Below are 21886 nucleotides of genomic sequence, written 5' to 3' on the forward strand. Positions count from 1 at the left end.
AACCGGAGACGATTTAGAAAGGAGTCCCCGGTTTACCAATTACATATTCTCTTGTTTTAAGCCATCAATAATGCTTTCTTTTTTTATTTTTGAAACCGCATACGTCATGGCAAGGGTCACGATAATAAACACGGCGATGATAACGGAGCCAAGGGCAACCCATGGAACCGTAAATGGATAATAAAAACTTCCAAGCATGGTCCGATACATCAAGTACATCACGCCAAAACTTACGGGCAACCCGATAGCCAATGCATTGATGCCATAAAACAAGCTTTCAAATCGGATCATTTTTCGAAACGATCGTGGCGTCATTCCGATTGAACGATACATTGCCAGTTCTTTTTTGCGCAATCCAACTCCAGTCGAAATGGTATTAAAAATATTTGCGACGGATATGAGTGTAATCAACGCGATGAAACCATACGTAAATACACTTAGGACGAACACCATTTGCAGGTCGCTTTCAACCCGTTCATATTGATTCCAAATGCCTAATCGTTCGTTTCCAATGCTATCAATTGCAGCCTCCGTTTCATTAGGGTGCTCACTTTTTAAATACAAGGTTCCATCGTCTGGCTCAAACTCATTCGTTCCTGTTAACAATTGATTTAAGCGCTCCTGTTCTATAATGAGCACGACATCTCCAAGATATAAATTCCCTACATTTAAAGGCAATTCATCTGTTAAGCCCACTACCTCAACAGAATCAATGCTCACTTCTTCTTCTTTCTCCCAATCATAGACTTCTAAAGATAGCGTGTCTCCAATTTCTGTATCAATTGCCGTTGCTTCTACATACTGACCCGCTTCGTCATCAGGATATTGTATTGTTTCCACCACGATTGCTGGAGTATGATCAGGCAAACGTTGCTCCCCAGTTTGTTTCGCGTTCTCAATCATGTCCGTATAAGATGCTTCATCTAATCCAATGGCACGAACGTTAAAGGTAAATGATTCAGCGGTTGCCTCTAGTTCCTGAAATTGTTCATTCATACGTTCTGGAATCTGTTCTACTCTAGGTTGACCAATTAATGATAGTTCCCGAGCAATTTGCGTATCACGAACGGAGTCCATGACGTCTTCATCATTTAACAGCTGCTCATAGTCGCTCGTTCCTTCCGACGAATAGACCGATAAATCGTACTGCGGATCTTGTTGTGTCAGCGTAATCGATTGCGTCATTGTAGATGTAAAGAACGTCACAGACAAGAATAAAACAATGCTAATAATAAGGGAAAATACCGTGATGTAGTATCGCTTCTTATTTCGTTTAAGATTCTTAAGTGCAAGTTCTGCTTCCATGCCGAAAAGCCACGTGGTGAATCGCGATGTTTTAATCGTTTTCTTTGTTAACTTCACATCATTTGATTGACGAATGGCATCAATGGCTGAAATACGCGAGGCTCGTCGCGCTGGAATATAAGAGGAGAAAAAGATGGTTAATGATGAAACTGCAACAGCAATCAAGACCGCCATTGGCTTAATGACAACATATAATTCTTCTGAAATGCCCATTGTTGTTTGAAACACATCATTAATAAAGTAAAAGGTAATAGCCAAACCTACAAAACCTGCTACAAGTCCAATTGGAATACTAATAAGACCGATAATGAGCCCTTCAAAATAAACAGAGTTTCGCTTTTGTCTTTTTGTTGCGCCTACACTTGAAAGCATGCCTAGTTGTTTTGATCGTTCTGATACCGATATCGCAAAGGCATTAAAAATTAGGGAAACCGATCCAATCACAATAATGATCATAATAATACCAACAATGGAATAAAGCGTTGTTTGCAACGTATCGTTTGGTGTTAATCCATGGTAACGCAAAATATCATCGTTAAAGACTGCATCTTGTCCTAGCATTTCATTTAATGGCTCGACGTCGTCAAACAGGGATCGATTCACACGATCAGCCACAATCCGTGCATCTGTAACCGTTTCGGAGACTAGCTGCTTCTCATCGTAAAACGTAATTGCCGTATGGACTGGCCCCCAAGCTGGTTCCCATGAAGGGGGTTCAACAAAGCCGACAACTGTAAATGTTCGCTCCCCCACCACTTCAAACACTTCTTCTGAATCAATGTACTCATTGGTTTCTTCATCATAAACAGATTCGACGAACTGATGTTCATCTAAATAGCTTCCATCTTCAAGCACCCGATTGCCATATTCAAGGACCACGGTTTCACCAAGTTCATATTCATCAAGAACACCACGAACTGCGGTGGATAACACCAGTTCTTTTTCAGATTCAGGTAGACGACCTGATTCTAACTCTAATGGGAAATACGAAAAACCTTCTTCATTAAATTCATTAATAAACAAAAACGGTTTTCCCGTCTCTTCTAAAAAAGCTTGCTCTTCTACAAAACCTAAGCGATTGTGCAGGATTAAATCCCCTGTCCTGTCGAACGAACGTAGCTCCTCTACCTCCGGACCACTAACATCACTATATGACACATGCCATTCGCCACTATTAGAAGCTGCATTTCGCTGAAGCAAATCCATTAATGATGTACCAATTGTCGCAACAGCAAAGATCATTGCCACAGAAACGATGGTGCCAAATAATGTCACCATCGTACGTTTTTTATTTTCCCGCAAGTTGCGAATGGTTAACTTGTTGATAATAGTCATCGACCAGTCACCTCATCACTGGCAACCTTCCCATCTTCAATTGTGATAATTCGATCTGCTTGAAGAGCAATCCGCTCATCATGAGTGATCACAATTAACGTTTGCTTCAATGAACGGTTAAAATACTTTAATAAATCTATGATTTCTTTACTGTTCTTACTATCTAAATTCCCTGTAGGTTCATCAGCAAGCATAATGGCGGGGTTACTTATCAACGCACGCCCTATTGACACCCGTTGCTGCTGCCCACCGGATAGCTGATTCGGTAAATATTGTGATCGCTTTTCTAAACCGAGACGTTCTAGCATATTTGTTAGTTTTGTGTCATCGACTTTATGTCCATCAAGCAACATAGGCAACGTAATATTTTCTTCAACCGTTAAGATCGGAATCAGATTGTAAAATTGATAGATGAGCCCAATTTGACGTCTCCTGAAAATCGCCAGTTGGGTTTCGTTGAGTTGATACATATCTGTCTGGTCAACCGATACGTGGCCACTTGTTGGCCGGTCAACTCCGCCTAACAAATGAAGCAATGTCGACTTTCCAGACCCTGACGGTCCGATAATCGCAACAAATTGCCCTTTCTTCACCGAAAACGATATATTGTCTAACGCTTTCACCGCGGTATCACCTTTACCGTACACTTTAGACAAGTTTTGAACGTTTAACATTTCCATTGTTTCGCCCCCATATGACTTTGTTCCATTTAGTATAGTTGTCTAAAGTGACGGGTTCGTGACTTGTTAAGTGACAGTTTTGTCATGTTCCTTTGTAAAATCGAACACTAAAACTGGTCCCATCTCTTTTGGTCGATTCAACATGTATGGCACCATTTTGTTTTGTCACAATATGATACGTTAAAGCAAGTCCAATTCCTACACTTTGCTTGTGGGCGTGATTGCCTTGGTAAAAACGTTTGAAAATGTGTGGTAAGTCTTTGGGCGTGATCGGCTCGCCTGTATTATGAACCGTCAGCTCTGTAAACAGCACGTTTTCGGTAACTGTCATTGTCACCTTACCTCCACTATTCGTGTGCTCCACTGCATTTTTGAGAATATTACTAAGAGCTTCCTTTGTCCAACGGAAATCAGCAGCAATGAACGCGTCCAAATCCCCAACTGTCTCGAAATGAATCTGCTTATCTTTCATTGGAATCGTTAAAGGAGACACTGTCTCATGGATTAAGCGCTCGACACTACTTTCCTCCTTTGCAAATGTAATCGTTCCAGCATCAATCTTTGATAATTTAAGCAAAGACGTAACAAGCCATTCCATGCGGCTTAATTGGCTGGATATATGTCCAAGAAACTCGTCTCGTTTCTCTTTTGGCAACTGATCTTGCGCGAGCAAATCCGTCATAACCGTCATTGATGTTAATGGTGTTTTCAACTGATGAGAAATGTCTGCGAGTGCTTCTGCCAGTTTAATTTTGCTATCGTCAGCTTGACTTTTTTGCTCCGATAAAAGTTGAGTCATTTTATATATTTCATTTTTTAAGATACTAATTTCCCCTTCATCATTGTCACGTACATCAAGTGAAAACGACCCACTACTTATTCTCCGCAAATAAATAGAGAGATCTTCCATTTCGTTGTATCGATTATATGAATAATAAAGGTGGACAGATACCATAGCCATGACGACTAATGCTGTGCTCCCTACCAACCATAACGATTGGAAGCTTGCAATCACAATTAAGACAATGCCTAGGCCGATCATCCACGCCGTGCTATGTCTTAGTTTTTTATTTCGAAACATTATTCTCCCACCCTGTATCCTAAACCTCGAACCGTTTGAATGAATGTCGGTGACTGGGGATCATCTTCAATTTTCTCCCTTAATCGTTTGATATAAACCGTTAATGTATTGTCATTAACAAAATCACCTGCAGAGTCCCAAATCAAATTAAGTAACTGTTCTCGTGTTAATATTTGCCCACGATGTTTAGCAAAGATCATTAATAATCGATACTCTAACGCGGTTAAATGGAGCTCTTCATGATGTTTAAATACTTTCCCTTCAAGTGAATGAATCGAGATAGAACCAAAGTACACTGTGTCCTTCGCCTTTGTTTGGCGTACATATCTTCTTAAGACCATGCGAATTCTACTTAACAGCTCTTTGACGCGAAACGGCTTCGTAATATAATCATCTGCTCCCATATCAAGGCCTTTGACAACATTGCCTTCATCATCAATCGCTGTTAAAAACAAAACAGGGATATCTCGCTTTTGTTTCACAAGAGAACAAAGTTGATAACCATTGCCGTCAGGTAGATTCAAATCAAACAAACATACATTTATGTGCTGAAGCTGATTGTGAATGATTTCTTTCGCCTCTTCAACAGTATTGGCAACAAGAACATCATACCCTTCTTGCTGAAGTGTATATTCCAAACCAGAAACGATAATCTCATCATCTTCTACTAGTAATAGTGTCAAAACGAACGCGTCCTTTTTGCAAAAATTTTATTCTAAATACTCTTACTTCTCATTTCTTTACATATTGTATCGTATTACAGCTTACACATTTCTACAATGATTATTTAGCAAACGTCTATTCCTCGTCTCCGAACGACAAAAAAACTGAAAGAATACCATCTATATCCTTTCAGTTTTTCGCTTAATTAAGTCGTGCAGCTCCGCACGTATTCGAATAATCTCTTTATTCTCTCTTCCAAAATGAACGCGGTTCGTTAGAAAGATGACCCTCAACTCGTCCATTGGGTCCAACCACATACTCGTTCCAGTAAAGCCGGTATGCCCATAGGAAAAAGATGTAAACCGCTCGCCGCATGAGGAATAACCAGGATTATTTATTACCCACCCTAAGCCTCGTCGTTCATTTAACCCTTCTGTTGCGCTTTGTTTCGACTGTTTCATTATTGATTCACTTATAAGTTGTTTCCCTTTGTAAAAACCATTTTGCTCGACCATTTCTGAAAAAGATTCTAAGTCTTCCACTGTTGAAAACAGTCCTGCGTGACCACTTACGCCACCAAAGTACCTTGCGTTTTCATCATGCACGATACCATGTAGATACTGTTGCGTGCTCTCATCCCATTCTGTAGAAGCATAAGATCCTGTTGTAGGCGAAAAGGACGTTTGTTTCATATTTAAAGGCGTAAAAAGTTGCTCGTTCGCAAAAGTAGGTAAGTCTGTTTTGGTTACGTTTTCGATTATATGATGCAAGAGAATAAAGTTTAAATCACTGTAGATGACACGCTTTCCAGGGAACGCCAGCAGAGGCATCGATGCAATCTTATCTGGTATGTTGCTTGTGCGTTCTTCTTTATAAAATGGGTGGTGTGCTTTCAAACCAGACGTGTGCGTCAATAAATGGCGAATTGTGATCGCTTCTTTCCCTTCTTTCTGGAAAGATGGAACAAATCGACTTACCTTTGTATCGAGGGAAAGAAACTGTTTATCGAGCAACATTAACGTCAGCGGTAAAGTTACAACTACCTTTGTCAGTGATGCTAAATCAAAAATGGTTTCAGTCGTCATTCGTTTTTTTTCTGGGTAGACAGAAGCATATCCAACCGACTCACGAAAAACAGTCTTACCTTTTTTAGAAACACTTAGTACTGCTCCGGGAATTGACTTGTTGGCAACTTCTTTTTGGAGATAATCTTGGATTTCTTGCATACGTTACACTCCTCTTCCGATTAAAATGTATGTGTTCTCTATTCAGCATGATTGAAGGAATCAATCTGTTCATACCGAATATAGCTTAAAGAAAGGTGGGATTTTTATGAGTGATATGCTTGTCGCTTTGTATGCATTACCAAAAGAAGAATCATCAGCAAATTTTTCGATTCGACGTGCGCTTGCTCCTGAAAAATCAATTGTCTTGGATTGGATTGGTAAGCATTTTGGCAAGGGTTGGGCAGATGAATGTGATGTTGCTTTTAGTCGCGAACCGATTTCTTGTTACCTTGCGATTCAAAAAGAAGAATTAATTGGTTTTGCATGTTATGACGCAACACTAAAAAATTTCTTTGGCCCTACAGGTGTCCAAGAAGCATCAAGAGGACTTGGCGCAGGGAAAGCACTGTTGCTACGCGCTCTTCATGGGATGAAAGAGTCTGGCTACGGGTATGGCATTATCGGTGGTGTTGGACCAGCAACGTTTTATGAGAAAACAGTCGGTGCGACACTCATCCAAGATTCTAGCCCTGGTATATATGAAGGGATGTTAAAAAGATAGCTAGAAAATCGTCCATGTCACTTGTATACCTTCTTTTTCATATTTTACACGTTTTCCAAGACAAAAAAGCGAGTTTAGCACTCGCTTTTTTTATTGTTTTTTCGACAACCAATGACCCCTTTTTTCTTTAGAAGTCGACAGTAACGTGCTTTTACGATATATGCGGGCGGATTCGGACGAGGCGGTGTAGGTGGGCCTGGTATCCAAATCGCAAATAGATCAAGATCATCTTGAAGATTTCCGACCGTTTGACCAGGCTGATACGTGATGCCTGTTCCATCTGGACTTGTATTCCAACCACCAAAGCGGAAACCAGGGCGAATCGGAATTTGCAATGGAATCGTGACATCATCTCCTATTATGAACTGAATAGGATCAGGAATATTTGTCGCTGGTGGACCTCCTGCATCATTTGCAAAAAACGTGACCGTCCCCACATTAACAACTGGTGAAAACCTTGCCGTTAAAACCAGATTTCCAGTTGTTCCTTCTGGAATCACCGTAACTTGCTCCCCCGCATCATTAAACCAGCCATCAAAGGTTTGACCAGGAATTGGAGAAGGGTCTTGCAACACGATAGGAAGCTGTGTCACATTGTACGTGGTTGGGTTGGGATTAACTTGGCCAGGGAACAAACCTAAATACGTAATCGTATACGTAATTGGCGCGATCACCACTTGTGTCGTTCCTTCTAGCCGTACTTCCCAGCCATCAAAACCTACAGGTGGTTTAACAAATGCAGCGGCATCTGCAGGTGTGAGTGTCGGGTACGCTGGTGTCGCTACGGCAACGACGATCGGTGTCCCTTGCTCATTTGGCGTTACGTAAGGCGTATTATTAAGTTGGATGGTCGAACCAGCAAGGGGGCCAATGATTTGGGCAACATTTGGCGCAGCGAGAAGATAGAGGCCATTTGTAATATCCCTCACCCCAGAAAGGTTAATTGTTCCAGCATTATAAACACCTGGACCAGCAACTATTGCCGTATTGCCTGTAATCGTACTAGCATCTGTAACAGTCAAGGTACCGGTAGTACTAATATAGGCTGCTCCACCTCGTTGCGCAGTATTTGCTTGGATCGTTCCGCCACTTAACGTACCCACTGCATTTTCAGTTACATATAAACCGCCTCCATTAACCGTCGCTGTATTAGTTTGAACAATGCCTCCCGTTACGGTAAGGGTCGTCTCACCTGATTGATAAAGGCCTCCACCATTAATTCCAGCTAAATTTTCATCAATCGTTCCGCCATTTATCAGATTCGTTCCAACACCATTATAGTAAACCCCGCCACCATTTCGACCAGCGGTGTTATTTGCGATTAACACATTGCCACTTATGACGGAGCTACCAGTGGTAACGTCGACACCACCGCCGTTGCTGCTAATTATTGCGCCAACAAACCCAGCTTGATTTCCAGTGATTGTGACGTTATCGGTTAAAGTTACTGTTCCAGTAGCCGTATTAAAGTAAATACCGCCGCCACTGCCCGTGGCGCTACGATTATTTTGAATAACAGTTGCGCCATTTACAAGAAGCGTACTATTGTCACCTGTATACCAAACACCACCGCCATTTCCTTCTGACTGGTTCGCATCAACGATACTGTTTGTAATAGAGGCTGCTAAAATACCAGGACCTCCGCTTAACCGCATGCCACCGCCTTCATTACCAGAAGTATTTAAATTGAAAACTGAATCGATAAGATTGAGATCATTGTTCCCACCTAAGTTTGAAGCAAAAAAGAATCCGCCTCCAAACGATCCTGCTTGGTTTCCGGTAAACGTATCATTAGCAATTGTTACAGATGAACTTGCTACATTCGTAAATGTTACACCGCCACCGCTTTCATCAGCTGAATTTTCCGTAAACACTGAATTGATGATGCTTGCCGTCAATGGTGCTTCACTTCCAGAGATCAGTATCCCTCCACCGTTACTTCCAGCTTGGTTTTGTGTAGCAGTTACATTGTCGACATTTAGCGTTAGCCCATTTAATACGGACGTATTATTCACTAAAATTCCGCCACCAGCACCATTCAACGCTACATTTGACGTAAAGATTGTATCATTGACTGTGACTGCTCCTCCAGCGGTTAACACACCAAGCCCACCATTAATGTCGGCCGTATTATTTGTAAACGTTGCTCCCGTAACAGACACATTCGCTTGGCTTGTATTCGCTATAACCGCATAAACACCGCCACCATTCAATCGAGCTTGGTTCCTGGCATATGTTGTTGCACCTGTAATGGTTAACGCATCGTTAGGGTTTGTTGCTAAAAAATATACGCCTGCGCCACTTGATGAAAGATTAAACGATATGTTCACTGCATCCGAAATCGTTAAAGACACGGGTCCTGGATTTGGTGCAGAACCACTACTGTTGGTTACGTGCACACCGCCACCATTTCCACCAGCAGCATTGCTGATGATCTGTACATTTCCGGAAATAGGTAAATCGCCACCTATCCCATCGACATAAACATTCGAAAATATGCCTCCACCTTGATTGGCCGTATTCCCGCTAATAAAGACGTTGTCTGATATCGAAACCGAATCACCTGCATTCCGGCGTGCAATCATCACACCCCCACCACTTGTGCGCGATGCACAACCAACAATTCGCGCATCTCCATTCATGACTAAACCGCTCGGAGAAGCAACAAGCCCACGTAAATAAAACCCTCCGCCTTCTTGATAAGAATAATTATTTTGTAACGTCGTTCCCCTCCCTAGCGTAACAAATCCTCCTTGAGGACTTACTAAACTACGATTATTTAAGCTACCAACTGGATTTCCACCATTAAGATTGCCATCAAGGGTTATATTTTGAAATGTGACTGTTGCCCCATTCGTAATGGAAAACATGTACCCTGGCAAAGGGAACCCAGGTATTTTTGTTAATGTTTGTATAGCTCCTGCACTAATAATAACGACATTATAATTGATCGTTAGCTGACTCGAAATGAAGAAACTTGCCCCTATCTCCAACGGAGTTTGCTGAGCAGCAATTGCATTACGTAATTCTGTTTCATTCACCACTAACACCATGTCGACACACACCTCCATTCTACATATTCGTTCTATTAACCTATGCAGAACGAATAAAATGGTATGGTGATGCACCCTAATAAACAGGAAAATAAGCAAAACGCACAAAAAAACTTGCCGATCACATTCGACAAGTTTAAAAGGCTATTTGCTCCGCATAAACGGAGTTAACATCGGAATAAGCAACGTATCAACAATTCGTTCAACATAAGCACGGTCGAACGGCTTCCCGATCAAAAATACTCGGTACGTTATGAGCGCTGGACCGATATCCGCTAGTAAATCTAAATCCGCATGCTTTAAATGACCATCTTTTAAAAAGGGTTTTACAATGGATTCAATCGTTTGCCTATGGCGCTGGTAGAAATCATTGTGAAGCCCTTTTTCCAATTCTTTATGGTGCGGTATAGCTGAACCTATGGCAGTGAGCGCCTTTTGATGGTGATCGTGCTCTCCTTGAAACACAAGACTGAGTAAGTCGACTAGTTGCTCACGCAAACTTTGTTCCGTATTAAGTTTTTCGCTTAATGTCTCAAACGGACTAACCGAGGCAGAAGCATCAATAATAAGCGCAACTTTAGACGGCCAGCGTCTATAGATCGTCGCTTTTCCAACTTTTGCTCTTGCGGCAACAGCTTCGATTGTTAATCCATCGTAACCAACTTCAGCTAAAACATTTAACGTTGATTCTAAAATCACTTGATTGCGACTTAAATCTAAAGGTCTGCCTCTCTTTACATCCTCTTGTTCATGTTGTTCAGTGCTCAATTCTGCCTTCCCTCCTAACATTTAACCTTTTTTATTAGTGTAGCACTCCCTTTTTCCGCTGACAATTAATTACGAACCTATTGCGTTTCGTAATTCATGGTGATAAGATAGTTTAGCTATACGAAGGCGTTTCGTTATTTTTTAGATCATAAGGGGGTTTTATATATATGGCAATTGTTGCTGAAGGCAGTGGTGCCGCCAAAGAAACAAACAAACCAGAATTAAATCCAATACCAGTCATTGCCGTTCTACTCTCCGGTGCATTTGTAGCGATTTTAAGCGAGACTATTCTTAACGTCGCTTTAAATGCAATTATGGCTGACTTTGGTGTTCAATCGAGTACAGCGCAATGGCTCGTAACAGGCTATATGCTTGTAATTGGGACACTTATTCCTGTTTCTGCATACTTTATGCAGCGTTTTACAACGAGGCAATTATTTATAACCGCGATGGCATTATTTTCTATCGGAACGCTAATCTCAGGGTTTAGCCCAGTCTTTTCGGTCCTACTTATTGGTCGTTTAACCCAAGCAGTCGGTACGGCCATTATGATTCCGTTACTAATTAATATTATTTTAGCTGTCATCCCTGTCGAAAAGCGTGGAGCCGCAATGGGAATGGTTGGACTTGTAATTATGTTCGCTCCTGCAATTGGGCCAACAGTGTCCGGTCTCATTGTAGAAAATTTATCATGGCGCTGGTTATTCTTTATCATTTTACCAATTGCGCTAGGCTCCCTTTTGTTTGGAATGAAAGTGTTAACCAATTTGGCAGAAGTGTCAAAGCCAAAGCTAGATATTCTCTCTTTCTTACTCTCAACACTTGGTTTTGGGGGGATTGTATACGGATTTAGTGCGGCAGGAAAAGGCGACGCAAGCTTTGCCGATCCGTCTGTCTTTATTTTTCTCGTTGTCGGTTTCGTTTCACTCGGCTTATTCGTCTACCGTCAACTCAAACTAGACTCCCCATTATTAGATATTCGCGTTTTCCGTTACCCTATGTTTGCTCTCGGACTTGTGATGGCGATGATGGTTATGATGACGATGTTTGCGATGATGCTTGTCATGCCAATCTATATGCAAGGCGCGTTGCTCTTCACACCAATCGTCGCAGGTCTTGTGATGCTTCCTGGTGGTCTATTAAACGGGGCTATGTCACCTATTATGGGACGATTGTTTGATAAATTTGGTCCACGACCATTGTTAATACCAGGAACAATTATTCTTGCCGCTGTTGTCTTTTCTTATCGGTACACAGTTCCAGGCATACCTGTTTGGATTGTCATCGTTCAACAGGCGGTACTCATGGTTGCTGTGGCAATGATTATGATGCCGGCGCAAACAAACGGATTGAATCAGATTCCAGAAAAACTTTATCCACACGGTACTGCTATCATGAACACACTCATGCAAGTGTCAGGCGCTATTGGCGCAGCACTGTTTATTTCCGTAATGGAGACAGGTCAGCAAAGTTATTTAAGCGACCAAGGTATCTCACCAAGTGAAGCAACTGACTCACAAATGATGGATGCCTTAACGTACGGCTCGCAACAAAGCTTCTCCACTGGGTTTTATATTGCACTTGCTGCTGTCGTTCTTGCTTTACTCGTAAAACGAACGTCTCAGACGAGAAAACAATAGAAGGAACAACATTCTTCGAAAGAATCTACAGGATTGATCGCATATGATCCCTGTAGATTTTTTTATATGAACGGTGTGAAGAGATAATCGTTAACGCAGAGTGGGAAATTGCCCAAATGGTCCAAATTAAGAAGCTCCATCTGGTATTGTCTAATTCAAAACTTTATTATATTATGTTTATAAATGAGTAAACAAAAAGGAGAAATGTTTATAAAATGACTAAAAACGCACGTTGGGATGCAACTATAGCAGAACTTCAAGTTGGGTTCCGTTATAACAAACAGCACGAGGAGTACCAATGCCTTTTTTGTGAGCAAACATTCTCTAAAGGGGTGATCTATCCCTATCATGAGCTTTTACTTGAAGCCCAAAAAGCCATTGAACTCCATATTCGAACGCAACACGAATCGCCTTTTAACCAGCTTATACAGATGGATAAAAAGTATACTGGCATATCTGAACAACAGCGGGATATTCTTAAGTATTTTTATGATGGGCTCGATGACAAGAAAATCGCAGAAATCGTTGGAGGAAGTCCCTCAACCATACGAAATTATCGATTTAAGCTTAAGGAGAAAGAAAAGCAAGCGAAGGTATTTTTAGCTTTAATGGCATTAACACGAGACCCTCAAAAAGAGTCATTTATACATTTCCATGAAGGAGCGAGGATGATGGATGAACGGTATGCCATAACTGCAAAAGAAGAAAGCCAAGTATTAGAAACCTATATTATCGATGGAAAGATGACCGTCTTTCCTAGGAAAGAAAAAAAGAAGCTTGTGATTTTGCGCTACTTGATGAATGATTTTGAATTTGACCGCAACTATTCTGAAAAAGAAGTGAATCAAATCTTGCAACGCACATACGATGACTTCGTTACTCTCAGACGCTATTTAATCGAGTATGGGTTTATGAAAAGAGACACAGAAGGATCTCAATACTGGAAAAACCGCTAATGTGCATTAGCGGTTTTCTTCTTTATGTACGTCATGTGAATGCGTTAACTTTATCGCGCCATAAATTAATGGAACCTGCATTGGCAATCGCGCCCACAACGCCCACTGAGGTACTTTTTTGTCGCCAATTCTCAAATTATCTTTGTACGTCGAATAAATATTCGCTGGAAACACGAGAATCATAAAGAGCGCTAATAATTTCCCAACGACTGTTTGGCCCTTTTGAACCCAAAGTAAGACGGCAAAAAGAAGCTCCGCTACACCTGTGATCAATACTGCCGCTTTCCTAAAAGGTAGCGCAGGCGGAATAATTCTTCTAAAAACTTTTTCATGTGTAAAATGAAGAATACCAATTACAGTCAACATAACGGAAAACATAATTCGAAGTCCTTTCATTCCATCCCTCCTAAAAAACGACTATCTACCTTTTCCCACCTTTTGAAAAATCAAACATTTTCGACAAAAAAGAAAACCAAAATCCTTGTGCTTTATCGAAAAGCCTACTAATGTAGATTATAAGATTGTCGAATTTAACGTTACTCTTCCATCAACCGTTGACGATTTCTTCACATTGAGAGAAATTTCTCAATTATTTCCTGGGGAATACCGTCGAACCTTTTCCTTCTTTAAAATTAGTAAACAAAACGACACGAACGCTTGTCGAGTTTGTCGTTTAAGCGTGTGAAAGGACTTACTATGATACGTACGATTATTGCTTGGGGCTCCGTTCTTTTATGGATGGGTGTCATCTTTTACTTATCTCATCAACCAGGAGGAGATTCATCTTCTCTTAGTGGCGGAATTCTTGATTTCATTGATTCATTTGTTCCTTTTTTCAACCTCACGGAACATGAATGGATTCACACACTGCTTAGAAAAGGGGCTCATATCGGCTCATATTTTATTTTAGGCGTACTCGTTATGTTTGGTTTGCATACGACGCCACTAGCAGGAAAGCGACAGTTGTTTATTGCTTTTATTATTTGTGTACTTTATGCGATTTCTGATGAAATCCATCAACTTTACATTCCTGGGCGAAGTGGCCAACTATCAGATGTACTTATTGATAGCATAGGTGCTACAGCAGGTATCGCCTTTTACTGGCTACTATCTGTCCGCTTTACTCAGCGAACGAATCAATAATTATTGCGGTTCCATCTGTTACCAATCGTACATTTTTTGCTATAATAAAAAGAAAAAAGGACGGGTTCCATTTGGATAATGTATTTGTTGTAGGCGATATTCACGGTTGCTATGAAGAACTCATCGAATTGCTACAGCATTGGGATAAAAATCATGATCAGCTCATTTTTCTTGGAGATTACATTGATAGAGGAAAAGATTCTCGCAAAGTCGTGGAGTTGGTTCAACGTCTTGTTCACGAACACGGGGCAATTGCATTGAAGGGTAATCATGAAGATATGTTTATGAATTGGTTAAACGAATGGCAGACAGAGCGCTTTATTCGAAATGGTGGAAAAGAAACCATCCATTCTTTTTTAGGAACGTCAGACGAAATCGACGAACGAAGAGCGATTGCAGAAACGTTTCCACAAATTATTCATTTCTTAAAACAGCTTCCTATCTATTATGAGTGGGGCAACTACCTTTTCGTTCATGCCGGGATTAACCCGGAACGTACCGATTGGAAAGAAAATACGTCTCACGATTTCTTATGGATTCGTGATGAATTTCATCAACAAACGAATCCAACGAACAAAACGATTATTTTCGGGCATACCCCTGTGCAAATGCTTCACTCAGAGCCACAAGCAACGCCTTGGTATTCTGAATGTGAAACGAAAATTGGCATGGATGGAGGTCTTGTGTTTGGTGGAAAACTTTTCGCCTTACGTATTAATTCGCAAGGTTCGTTTACGTGGTTTGAACAAAGCAAATTAGCTGAATAATACAGAAGCCTGAGAGACCGTAGCAAATAAGCGTCCTCCCAGGCTGTTTCGTTTATCCTTGAAATGGGGCAATAAAAATAGTCTCTTGGGCTTGAAGTTCGACCGATTCCAAACTTAATGAAAGAAGTGCTGCAATAATCTGCACTAAACTTAAGTTATTCAAATCAGCTAAATACGCAACAAGCGCCACTCTTCTCGTTCCACATGCTGCGGCTAAAAGCGTACCGTCTTGCACGACGATAACCTCTGGACCAAGCAGAGAAGCTGATCGGCATGTGGTCCGCACAACATCCTCACTTCCAGTTAACACATTTACAGATCCAAGACCCGGTACCGGAATAATTATAGCCATTCGTACTCTCCTTTCAACACAAGATATGAAGTTGTACAAAGTAGACTATGACGTCATCGACCAAATCGCTTTAACAAGGACCTATTTATCAAAAAATTGCGCCTTTATCTTCATATCTGGAATTAATCGGAAATTACGTGTGAGAATCGTAATTATTTAATTCATATGTTACACTGTTGTAAAGAAACTGAAATGAAACATCCTTTCTTCTCCATTTTTACGCATTCTTACAAATTCACCCAACTCTCTCCTCTTTTTTTTCCTTTTATTCGGCATTATAGTAAAACCTATGAAAACATTACTTACTTTTTTCACCACACTTTTATTGTCCGTCACTTTTGTCTATGGCTTTTCATCAGATGCGAAAGCTGCTTCGTCGCACACCGTTCAATCTGGTGATACAATGTGGAAAATTGCTGTTCGTTATCAAGTCGGCGTTTCCGATATTATTGATGCGAATCCACAGCTTTCAAACCCTAACGTGATTTATCCAGGCCAAACGATTCAATTACCTGGTCAAAACACGCAAAATCTTTCTATGGAACAAGAAGTGGTTCAACTCGTCAATGCAGAACGAGCGAAACACGGTCTTCAACCATTAAAAGAAAACTGGGAGCTTTCTCGTGTGGCACGATTCAAATCAGATGAGATGCGTGATCGCAACTATTTTAACCACACATCCCCTACATATGGCAGTCCTCATCAAATGATTCGCGATTTCGGCATTAACTATCGCGCTTCAGGTGAAAATATCGCAGCCGGTCAAACGAGTGCTCAAGCAGTTTTTAACGCGTGGATGAATAGCACCGGCCATCGTCAAAATATTCTCTCATCTAACTATACAGAGATTGGCATTGGCTATGCACAAGGAGGATCGTACGGTCACTACTGGACACAAATGTTTATAAGTCGATAATTTGGAAAAGCGTGGATCATTCGTGATTCGCGCTTTTTGCCTGCACACGTATAGACTAGCTTCAATAGGAGATCGTAATAAAGAGGTGGTTCTGTGCGTTATTATAAAATAATTGTTTGCATGCTCTTATTATGTACATCACTCTTCATTCACCAAGACGCATTCGCCTCTTCTCCTATTGAGGTATTTTCACTCGACGAGGAAAAGGTTGTATTTCAAACAGCGTCTACAGCAAAGGCAGAAGATGTTGCAAAAGAGTTACTGACATCAATTGATGGCTTAGTTACAAAGATAAATCCGTTACCGCCAAGCGGTTTCTTAGTGAAAATTCATTTTTCCGAACCCTACCATGTTCATAATTATTGGTTTGATGCTACTGTGACCCAAGCAGTATTTGTTTACGAAGCAGATAACCCTAGTTCGGTTATGTTAATCAATCAACAAGGTCAATCTGTTTTTTTTACGATTGATCGTTCTGCTCATGATTTATTTGATACGATTCATTATGAGCCATCCACGCCCTAGCATGTCATCACTTGTTAAAAAGCGCCTATTTTCAGTAGGCGCTTGTCTCATTTTTCGAAATAGTAGGTGTTTGGTCGTTCAAAACGTCACTTACGTTCATATAGTGCTAATGTGAGCTTGACTTAGGGCTCACCCGGATGAACAAAACTGCCAGCGTAATGAAAGACCTTCTTATCATAAGAGCCTGAATGTATTCCCCTCTTTTTACAGAAAAAGATTCTTTCTCGCTTTTATGTTATGTAAGATCTTTTGTCCATGCTACCCATCTTGCAAACTCATGTTAAAGGACCTCCTAAAGAGGAAGCGAACCGCCTTCGCTTCCTTTTATATTGGTTGAAGGATTGTAATTTTACGCTTTCCATGTTTGACCATCTTTTTTCGTTGATATTGTGGATGGTCTACAACTACTGACTTCTCACTAACAATCGCAACAATCGCATTTGATTGATCTAACCTTTCATATACATTCGTTAACAATTGCTTAACCGGTGTTTCTTCTTCACTCACCCATTGAACCAAATCTCCATAAGGCAAATCGGTTATAACAAGATTAATGTTAGACAACGGGGGCGCTTCTCTTCCTGCACTATCAAACGGAAAAATCTTACCATCTTTTTCACCCACTTCGTGCAAAGTAGTCTTTAATCGCTGTACGCTTTCGAGCGCGTCACTATGTGCTTCTTTGTGATAAGCTAAATAATCGGATGTGAGCTTTTCTTCCCGCTCTAGTAAGCCTCGATACGTGAGTAAATCAAGGTTCTTTTGTCCAATTTTTACAATATCGGTATTAATATCTGATCCATAGATCGCCCGAATGGCTGACCCATGTAGGAAGCCGATTGCGGTCAACATATGCGCGCCTCCACAGCAAGGGTCATAGATCGATAAGTCCGTCTTTTTATTTAAATACGACTGACTTAGTTGAAAAACTTCACTCGTTAGTCGCACTGGAAAAGCTGTAGAACCTGGAGCGTTGTATAGCACTCGTCCACTAGCAAAATCACTAAAATCTTTCTTTTCTTTCTCAAATTGATACGACATCGTTTTAGTCCTTCCTTCTCTACATACATGTTCATTCGCAAGAGACAAACATTGTTAATTTAAACCTATTGGGCTATACTTAATAAAATGAACGACTATTCATTTTTTCTAAAAGAGAGGCTTGTCTAATCATGTTTAAAAAAACAGTAACCGAGCACTCCACGCATAACGTCCATATGGCGAATGGAAAAATTAAATTCCGAAACGTTCAATTAAACACCATTAGCTTTGCAACGGATGGCATTATAATCGATGCAGCAAGTGCTTCTTTGCATTCCCTTTTTGCACCTTTTTGGCAAAAACACGCAACAGATGCGCTCTACTGTACACATATTCATGAAGACCATACAGGCTGCGCGAACTGGTTCCAACAGACCCGAAAGGTGCCCGTTTTTCTAAATAATCGTTCACATAAAGAAGCCCATCAACCAGGCTCATACCCGATTTATCGTCGCTTATATTGGGGAAATCGCAAACCATTTCGCCCTCACCCTATGCCAGCACAGTTTCAGAGCCGTACATCTTCATGGAAAAGTATTTACACACCAGGGCATTCTTATGATCATTCTGCCCTTCTTAATGAAACAACAGGACAGCTTTTTTCTGGAGATCTCTACGTCCAAACCAAAACGAAAGTTATGATGCGAAGTGAGTCAATCCCGGAAATCATTCGCTCGCTCGAACATGTTCTGCAGTACGAATTTGACGATGTGTTTTGTTGTCACGCAGGCCATCTTCCTAAAGGAAAAAAGCAGCTTCAGAATAAACTTGACTATCTATATGAGCTCACCGACCTTGTGAACTCCCTACATATGCAAGGCAAACCTGTTCGCGATATTCAAAAAACCTTGTTTCCACGTAAATATCCGATTACCCTTTTTTCTTTCGGACAGTGGAATTCAAAGCATATTATTACGTCTATTTTAAAGGAGCCTTCACGATAAATGAAGGTTCTTCTTTTTTCTGTATTGCTTCCTCATTTTCACACATAGCTATAGGTAAAAAGAATATGAAGGTGATGTTATGTATACCCACATTGTCCAACCAGGAGAAACGCTTTATAGCGTCTCCAGCGATTTCCGGATCCCTTTTGCTCAGCTCGTTCAAGCCAATTATCTACATCCTACGAGCCAGTTAATAGTCGGTCAATCATTACGAATCCCAACTTTACCAGACCCTCAAACGATTCCATACGCTATTCACATTTCGCTCTCTCGACATCAACTAACCCTCTATCATAATGGTCAACAAATTCAGCAATACCCCATTGCAGTTGGAAAAATGCTGACGCAAACACCAGTTGGCAGCTATGTCATTATTAATAAAGCACCTAACCCTGGAGGTCCTTTCGGTACAATGTGGATGTCTCTGTCTAAACAGCATTACGGTATACACGGAACGAATGATCCGTCTTCTATCGGTCATTCTGTCTCACACGGCTGTATAAGAATGTTCAATCACGATGTCGAGCAACTTGCAGCGACTGTACCCATCGGCACCCCTGTGACCATTGAACCATAAGCGTGTAGATTCGCTTCCATCCATTGAGATTTCATATTCGTTCGATTAAAATAATGTTAAAACGAAATGAGGGGAAGCGTATGTCAGTACTTGATTATGACCGTATTCTTTTTATTGGTGATTCGATTACAGATTGTAACCGCAATCGCCTAGAGAGAGAAGATGATCCTGACAAACTTGGAAATGGCTATGTTTCATATATTCACGCTTTACTCCAGGCCACCTATCCCGAAAAAACGTATCATATCATAAATAAAGGCATCAATGGTCATACCATTCGTGATCTCGGTGAACGCTGGCAAGAAGACGTTATTGATTTAAAACCTGACATGCTAGTCATTATGATTGGAATTAATGACGTATGGCGTCAATTTGACCATTCAGAAAAGTCTTCCCTCCATGTGTATCCTGACGAATTTAAAGAAACGTACGAAGATCTTATTGCACGATCTAACGCAAAGCAAACTGTCTTGTTATCGCCATTTCATGTTCAAAGTAATGTAGACGACCCTATGCGGCAAATGATGGACCAATACGGCAGCCTTACAAAAGCAGTTGCAGCATCAACAGGAGCTACGTTTATCGACATTCAAACACACACCTTCGACCTATTGATGCAGGGCTTAGATGATGTTGAAATCGCTCAAGATCGCATTCATCCAACATCTGTTGGTCATATGGCGATCGCTAGAACCGTCTTAACTCACCTAGGCTATTCATGGTAAACAAATAAAAAAGTTGAAGCTCGCTTCTGAGAAGCCGCTTCAACTTTTCTCTATGCCTTCATTTACACCGAATAGAATTTTTTCCAGTTTATCTTCATCCACTTCGAAATCGTGTACTTTTCCGACACCCAATTCAACTGGTCGTTCAATAAGAGCGCCTTCTTTAAACAAATCCGCGAGTGCGTAACGGACGGTCTCATCTTCAAAACCATTTGCAACGGCACGATCAACCACATCTTCTTGAGCGCGGATTTTCTGTGCACCAATAATCTCATGAAGTTTATTTCGTAATGCTTCACTGTAATGGTTCATGGTAACACTCCTTTATGCGTGCTTTTGTTCTTACATGTTCCCTTAGATTGAATTGGCTAAACAACTCGCTTGGGGTCCACCGTCCAGCTTGCATCGTCCACTTCTAGATAGCCTGCTTGTACAAGGATTTCTTTCCTCATGACTACCCTCACTGTTTTTAACGGATTCACGACTTGACAGATTTGAACATCGGCACAAGCACTTAAGAGCATCATACTCTCATCAAAAGACAGCGTCGTTTTCGTAACGAGGTCATCCGCCCAAGTTTTCGTGGCATCGTGAATCGCTGCTTCTAAAGTCTTGGCAGAAGCGATGACTTGGATACTCTCCCTATTCTCTAACCAAGGGGACTTAATCGTATTCTTCACAACGGAAAGTCGGACCGTCACTTCTGCTGGGATTTCCACACCTGTTACACATACTTCCCCGTCCCCCATCGCTGCATGAACATCGCCTAACGCGAATCGAGCTCCTTTACAAGAAACAGGCAGATACAGCGTAGCACCTTCTGTCACCATTGTATTATCCATATTTCCACCATGAGCACCAGGTGTCCCACAAGGGATCGCTTCTCCCTCTGGCGCCACACCAATTACCCCAATCATTTTACGAAGTGGCAAGGTAATCGAATCATTAAAGATGACGCCTTGCTCCGTTACTTTCATTAATTTTGATACAAATGCCTCGACCTCATCTCCAACGACACCTAGATTAGGGGCTACAGCCATAACGCCTTGTTGCGCTAGTTCTATTGTGAGCACGTCGACTTTTAGCGTATCTCCAGCCTCAGCTTCATGCACATAAATCGCACCAGTTGCTGGGTTCACAGCATTCATATCAATTTCTTGAAAAACAGAATCACGATCTTGAATCTGATTGGAAAACGCATCGAGTGTTTCAATTATGATCGTTTCTCCTGAATGAATGGATGCCGCTATATGGGCTTCATCTGAAAAAGCATATAGGTAATTGTTTGTGTTTAGCTTCATAAAATAATCCCCTCGACTCTCACTTTCTTTTTATATTAGTAGAATTTTCCGAACAAAACAACTAGAACGATCCCCTCTTACGTTTCACTCTATAAAAATTCAGGTTTATTTTCTGGTTTTTCGCTTCATAAACACGCTCCATATTCCGATATATAGAATAACTTTACACGCCTGTAAAAGCGACGATAAGCGAGGGAGAAAGAATTGATACAAGCTGTACCTAGTTTACCCATAACTGACCTTTCACTCAGCCTTCTATTTTATGAAGAGCAGTTTGGTTTTAAAGTAATAAGGAGAACAGAAACCTTTCTTGTTCTTCAAAAAGG

At 41.0% G+C, this 21886-nt stretch carries 22 protein-coding genes; 10 read left to right on the forward strand and 12 right to left on the reverse strand.

The genetic code is table 11. From position 1 onward, the window contains the following. Positions 1-39: 39 nt before the first annotated feature. From ACE1TH_RS14660 to ACE1TH_RS14680, 5 genes are all read right to left on the reverse strand, one after another. On the reverse strand, positions 40-2640 hold the full coding sequence (locus ACE1TH_RS14660; protein ID WP_375079352.1) for an ABC transporter permease: 2601 nt from the start codon (positions 2638-2640) through the stop codon (positions 40-42). Then, complete coding sequence (locus ACE1TH_RS14665; protein WP_255223932.1) at positions 2637-3320, reverse strand: ABC transporter ATP-binding protein; 684 nt, start codon at positions 3318-3320, stop codon at positions 2637-2639. Before ACE1TH_RS14665 ends, ACE1TH_RS14660 begins: the two co-directional genes overlap by 4 nt. An 82-nt stretch (positions 3321-3402) precedes the next feature. Then, positions 3403-4401 (reverse strand): sensor histidine kinase, encoded by a 999-nt coding sequence (locus tag ACE1TH_RS14670; RefSeq protein WP_255223933.1) that lies wholly within the window; start codon positions 4399-4401, stop codon positions 3403-3405. Continuing rightward, positions 4401-5084, reverse strand: coding sequence for a response regulator transcription factor (locus tag ACE1TH_RS14675; RefSeq protein WP_255223934.1), 684 nt, complete (start codon positions 5082-5084; stop codon positions 4401-4403). The genes ACE1TH_RS14670 and ACE1TH_RS14675 overlap by 1 nt, the downstream gene beginning before the upstream one ends. Before the next feature lie 159 nt (positions 5085-5243). Beyond that, positions 5244-6290 (reverse strand): serine hydrolase domain-containing protein, encoded by a 1047-nt coding sequence (locus ACE1TH_RS14680; protein ID WP_375079353.1) that lies wholly within the window; start codon positions 6288-6290, stop codon positions 5244-5246. 106 nt (positions 6291-6396) lie between these two features. Here ACE1TH_RS14680 and ACE1TH_RS14685 point away from each other — a divergent pair, with 106 nt between their 5' ends. Beyond that, a complete protein-coding gene (locus ACE1TH_RS14685; RefSeq protein ID WP_099303786.1) occupies positions 6397-6852 on the forward strand; it encodes a GNAT family N-acetyltransferase in 456 nt (151 codons plus the stop codon). Between the two features lie 74 nt (positions 6853-6926). Here the strand turns inward: ACE1TH_RS14685 and ACE1TH_RS14690 are convergent, their stop codons facing one another. After that, the gene (locus ACE1TH_RS14690) at positions 6927-9905 is read right to left on the reverse strand and encodes a beta strand repeat-containing protein (protein WP_375079354.1); all 2979 of its coding nucleotides are present in this window, start codon (positions 9903-9905) and stop codon (positions 6927-6929) included. Between the two features lie 144 nt (positions 9906-10049). Next, positions 10050-10673 (reverse strand): TetR/AcrR family transcriptional regulator, encoded by a 624-nt coding sequence (locus ACE1TH_RS14695; protein ID WP_176554408.1) that lies wholly within the window; start codon positions 10671-10673, stop codon positions 10050-10052. A 167-nt stretch (positions 10674-10840) separates the two neighbouring features. Here ACE1TH_RS14695 and ACE1TH_RS14700 point away from each other — a divergent pair, with 167 nt between their 5' ends. Both ACE1TH_RS14700 and ACE1TH_RS14705 read left to right on the forward strand, forming a co-directional pair. Continuing rightward, positions 10841-12313 carry an MDR family MFS transporter gene (locus ACE1TH_RS14700; protein WP_375079355.1) on the forward strand — a complete coding sequence of 491 codons (1473 nt, stop codon included), beginning with the start codon at positions 10841-10843 and terminating at the stop codon, positions 12311-12313. Between the two features lie 215 nt (positions 12314-12528). Then, positions 12529-13269 (forward strand): DUF2087 domain-containing protein, encoded by a 741-nt coding sequence (locus ACE1TH_RS14705; protein WP_375079356.1) that lies wholly within the window; start codon positions 12529-12531, stop codon positions 13267-13269. A 6-nt stretch (positions 13270-13275) separates the two neighbouring features. On the opposite strand, the gene ACE1TH_RS14710 is transcribed toward ACE1TH_RS14705, so the two are convergent. Next, positions 13276-13665 carry a DoxX family protein gene (locus ACE1TH_RS14710; protein WP_375079357.1) on the reverse strand — a complete coding sequence of 130 codons (390 nt, stop codon included), beginning with the start codon at positions 13663-13665 and terminating at the stop codon, positions 13276-13278. A 300-nt stretch (positions 13666-13965) separates the two neighbouring features. Here ACE1TH_RS14710 and ACE1TH_RS14715 point away from each other — a divergent pair, with 300 nt between their 5' ends. Continuing rightward, on the forward strand, positions 13966-14412 hold the full coding sequence (locus ACE1TH_RS14715; RefSeq protein WP_099303798.1) for a VanZ family protein: 447 nt from the start codon (positions 13966-13968) through the stop codon (positions 14410-14412). Between the two features lie 71 nt (positions 14413-14483). Continuing rightward, positions 14484-15179 (forward strand): metallophosphoesterase family protein, encoded by a 696-nt coding sequence (locus ACE1TH_RS14720; RefSeq protein ID WP_176554409.1) that lies wholly within the window; start codon positions 14484-14486, stop codon positions 15177-15179. 52 nt (positions 15180-15231) lie between these two features. Here the strand turns inward: ACE1TH_RS14720 and ACE1TH_RS14725 are convergent, their stop codons facing one another. After that, a complete protein-coding gene (locus ACE1TH_RS14725; protein ID WP_255223941.1) occupies positions 15232-15531 on the reverse strand; it encodes a hypothetical protein in 300 nt (99 codons plus the stop codon). 289 nt (positions 15532-15820) lie between these two features. Between ACE1TH_RS14725 and safA the strand changes: the two genes are divergently transcribed. Then, on the forward strand, positions 15821-16447 hold the full coding sequence (gene safA / locus ACE1TH_RS14730) for a SafA/ExsA family spore coat assembly protein (RefSeq protein WP_099303804.1): 627 nt from the start codon (positions 15821-15823) through the stop codon (positions 16445-16447). 120 nt (positions 16448-16567) lie between these two features. After that, positions 16568-16972 carry a hypothetical protein gene (locus ACE1TH_RS14735; protein ID WP_375079358.1) on the forward strand — a complete coding sequence of 135 codons (405 nt, stop codon included), beginning with the start codon at positions 16568-16570 and terminating at the stop codon, positions 16970-16972. Positions 16973-17296: 324 nt separating this feature from the next. Here ACE1TH_RS14735 and ACE1TH_RS14740 read toward each other — a convergent pair whose 3' ends face one another. Continuing rightward, positions 17297-18013, reverse strand: coding sequence for a hypothetical protein (locus ACE1TH_RS14740; RefSeq protein WP_255223942.1), 717 nt, complete (start codon positions 18011-18013; stop codon positions 17297-17299). Between the two features lie 131 nt (positions 18014-18144). Between ACE1TH_RS14740 and ACE1TH_RS14745 the strand changes: the two genes are divergently transcribed. The 3 genes from ACE1TH_RS14745 to ACE1TH_RS14755 all read left to right on the forward strand — a co-directional run bounded on the left by ACE1TH_RS14745 (position 18145) and on the right by ACE1TH_RS14755 (position 20259). Continuing rightward, positions 18145-18957 (forward strand): MBL fold metallo-hydrolase, encoded by an 813-nt coding sequence (locus tag ACE1TH_RS14745; RefSeq protein WP_255223943.1) that lies wholly within the window; start codon positions 18145-18147, stop codon positions 18955-18957. Positions 18958-19036: 79 nt separating this feature from the next. After that, positions 19037-19534 carry a L,D-transpeptidase family protein gene (locus tag ACE1TH_RS14750; protein ID WP_099303812.1) on the forward strand — a complete coding sequence of 166 codons (498 nt, stop codon included), beginning with the start codon at positions 19037-19039 and terminating at the stop codon, positions 19532-19534. A gap of 80 nt (positions 19535-19614) precedes the next feature. Next, a complete protein-coding gene (locus ACE1TH_RS14755) occupies positions 19615-20259 on the forward strand; it encodes an SGNH/GDSL hydrolase family protein (RefSeq protein ID WP_099303814.1) in 645 nt (214 codons plus the stop codon). Between the two features lie 39 nt (positions 20260-20298). Here ACE1TH_RS14755 and ACE1TH_RS14760 read toward each other — a convergent pair whose 3' ends face one another. Next, a complete protein-coding gene (locus ACE1TH_RS14760) occupies positions 20299-20571 on the reverse strand; it encodes a hypothetical protein (protein ID WP_099303816.1) in 273 nt (90 codons plus the stop codon). 56 nt (positions 20572-20627) lie between these two features. Beyond that, the gene (locus tag ACE1TH_RS14765) at positions 20628-21560 is read right to left on the reverse strand and encodes an acetamidase/formamidase family protein (RefSeq protein ID WP_255223944.1); all 933 of its coding nucleotides are present in this window, start codon (positions 21558-21560) and stop codon (positions 20628-20630) included. Between the last annotated feature and the right edge of the window lie 326 nt (positions 21561-21886).

Source organism: Shouchella sp. JSM 1781072, from assembly GCF_041949915.1.
GTDB lineage: Bacteria > Bacillota > Bacilli > Bacillales > Bacillaceae_D > Shouchella.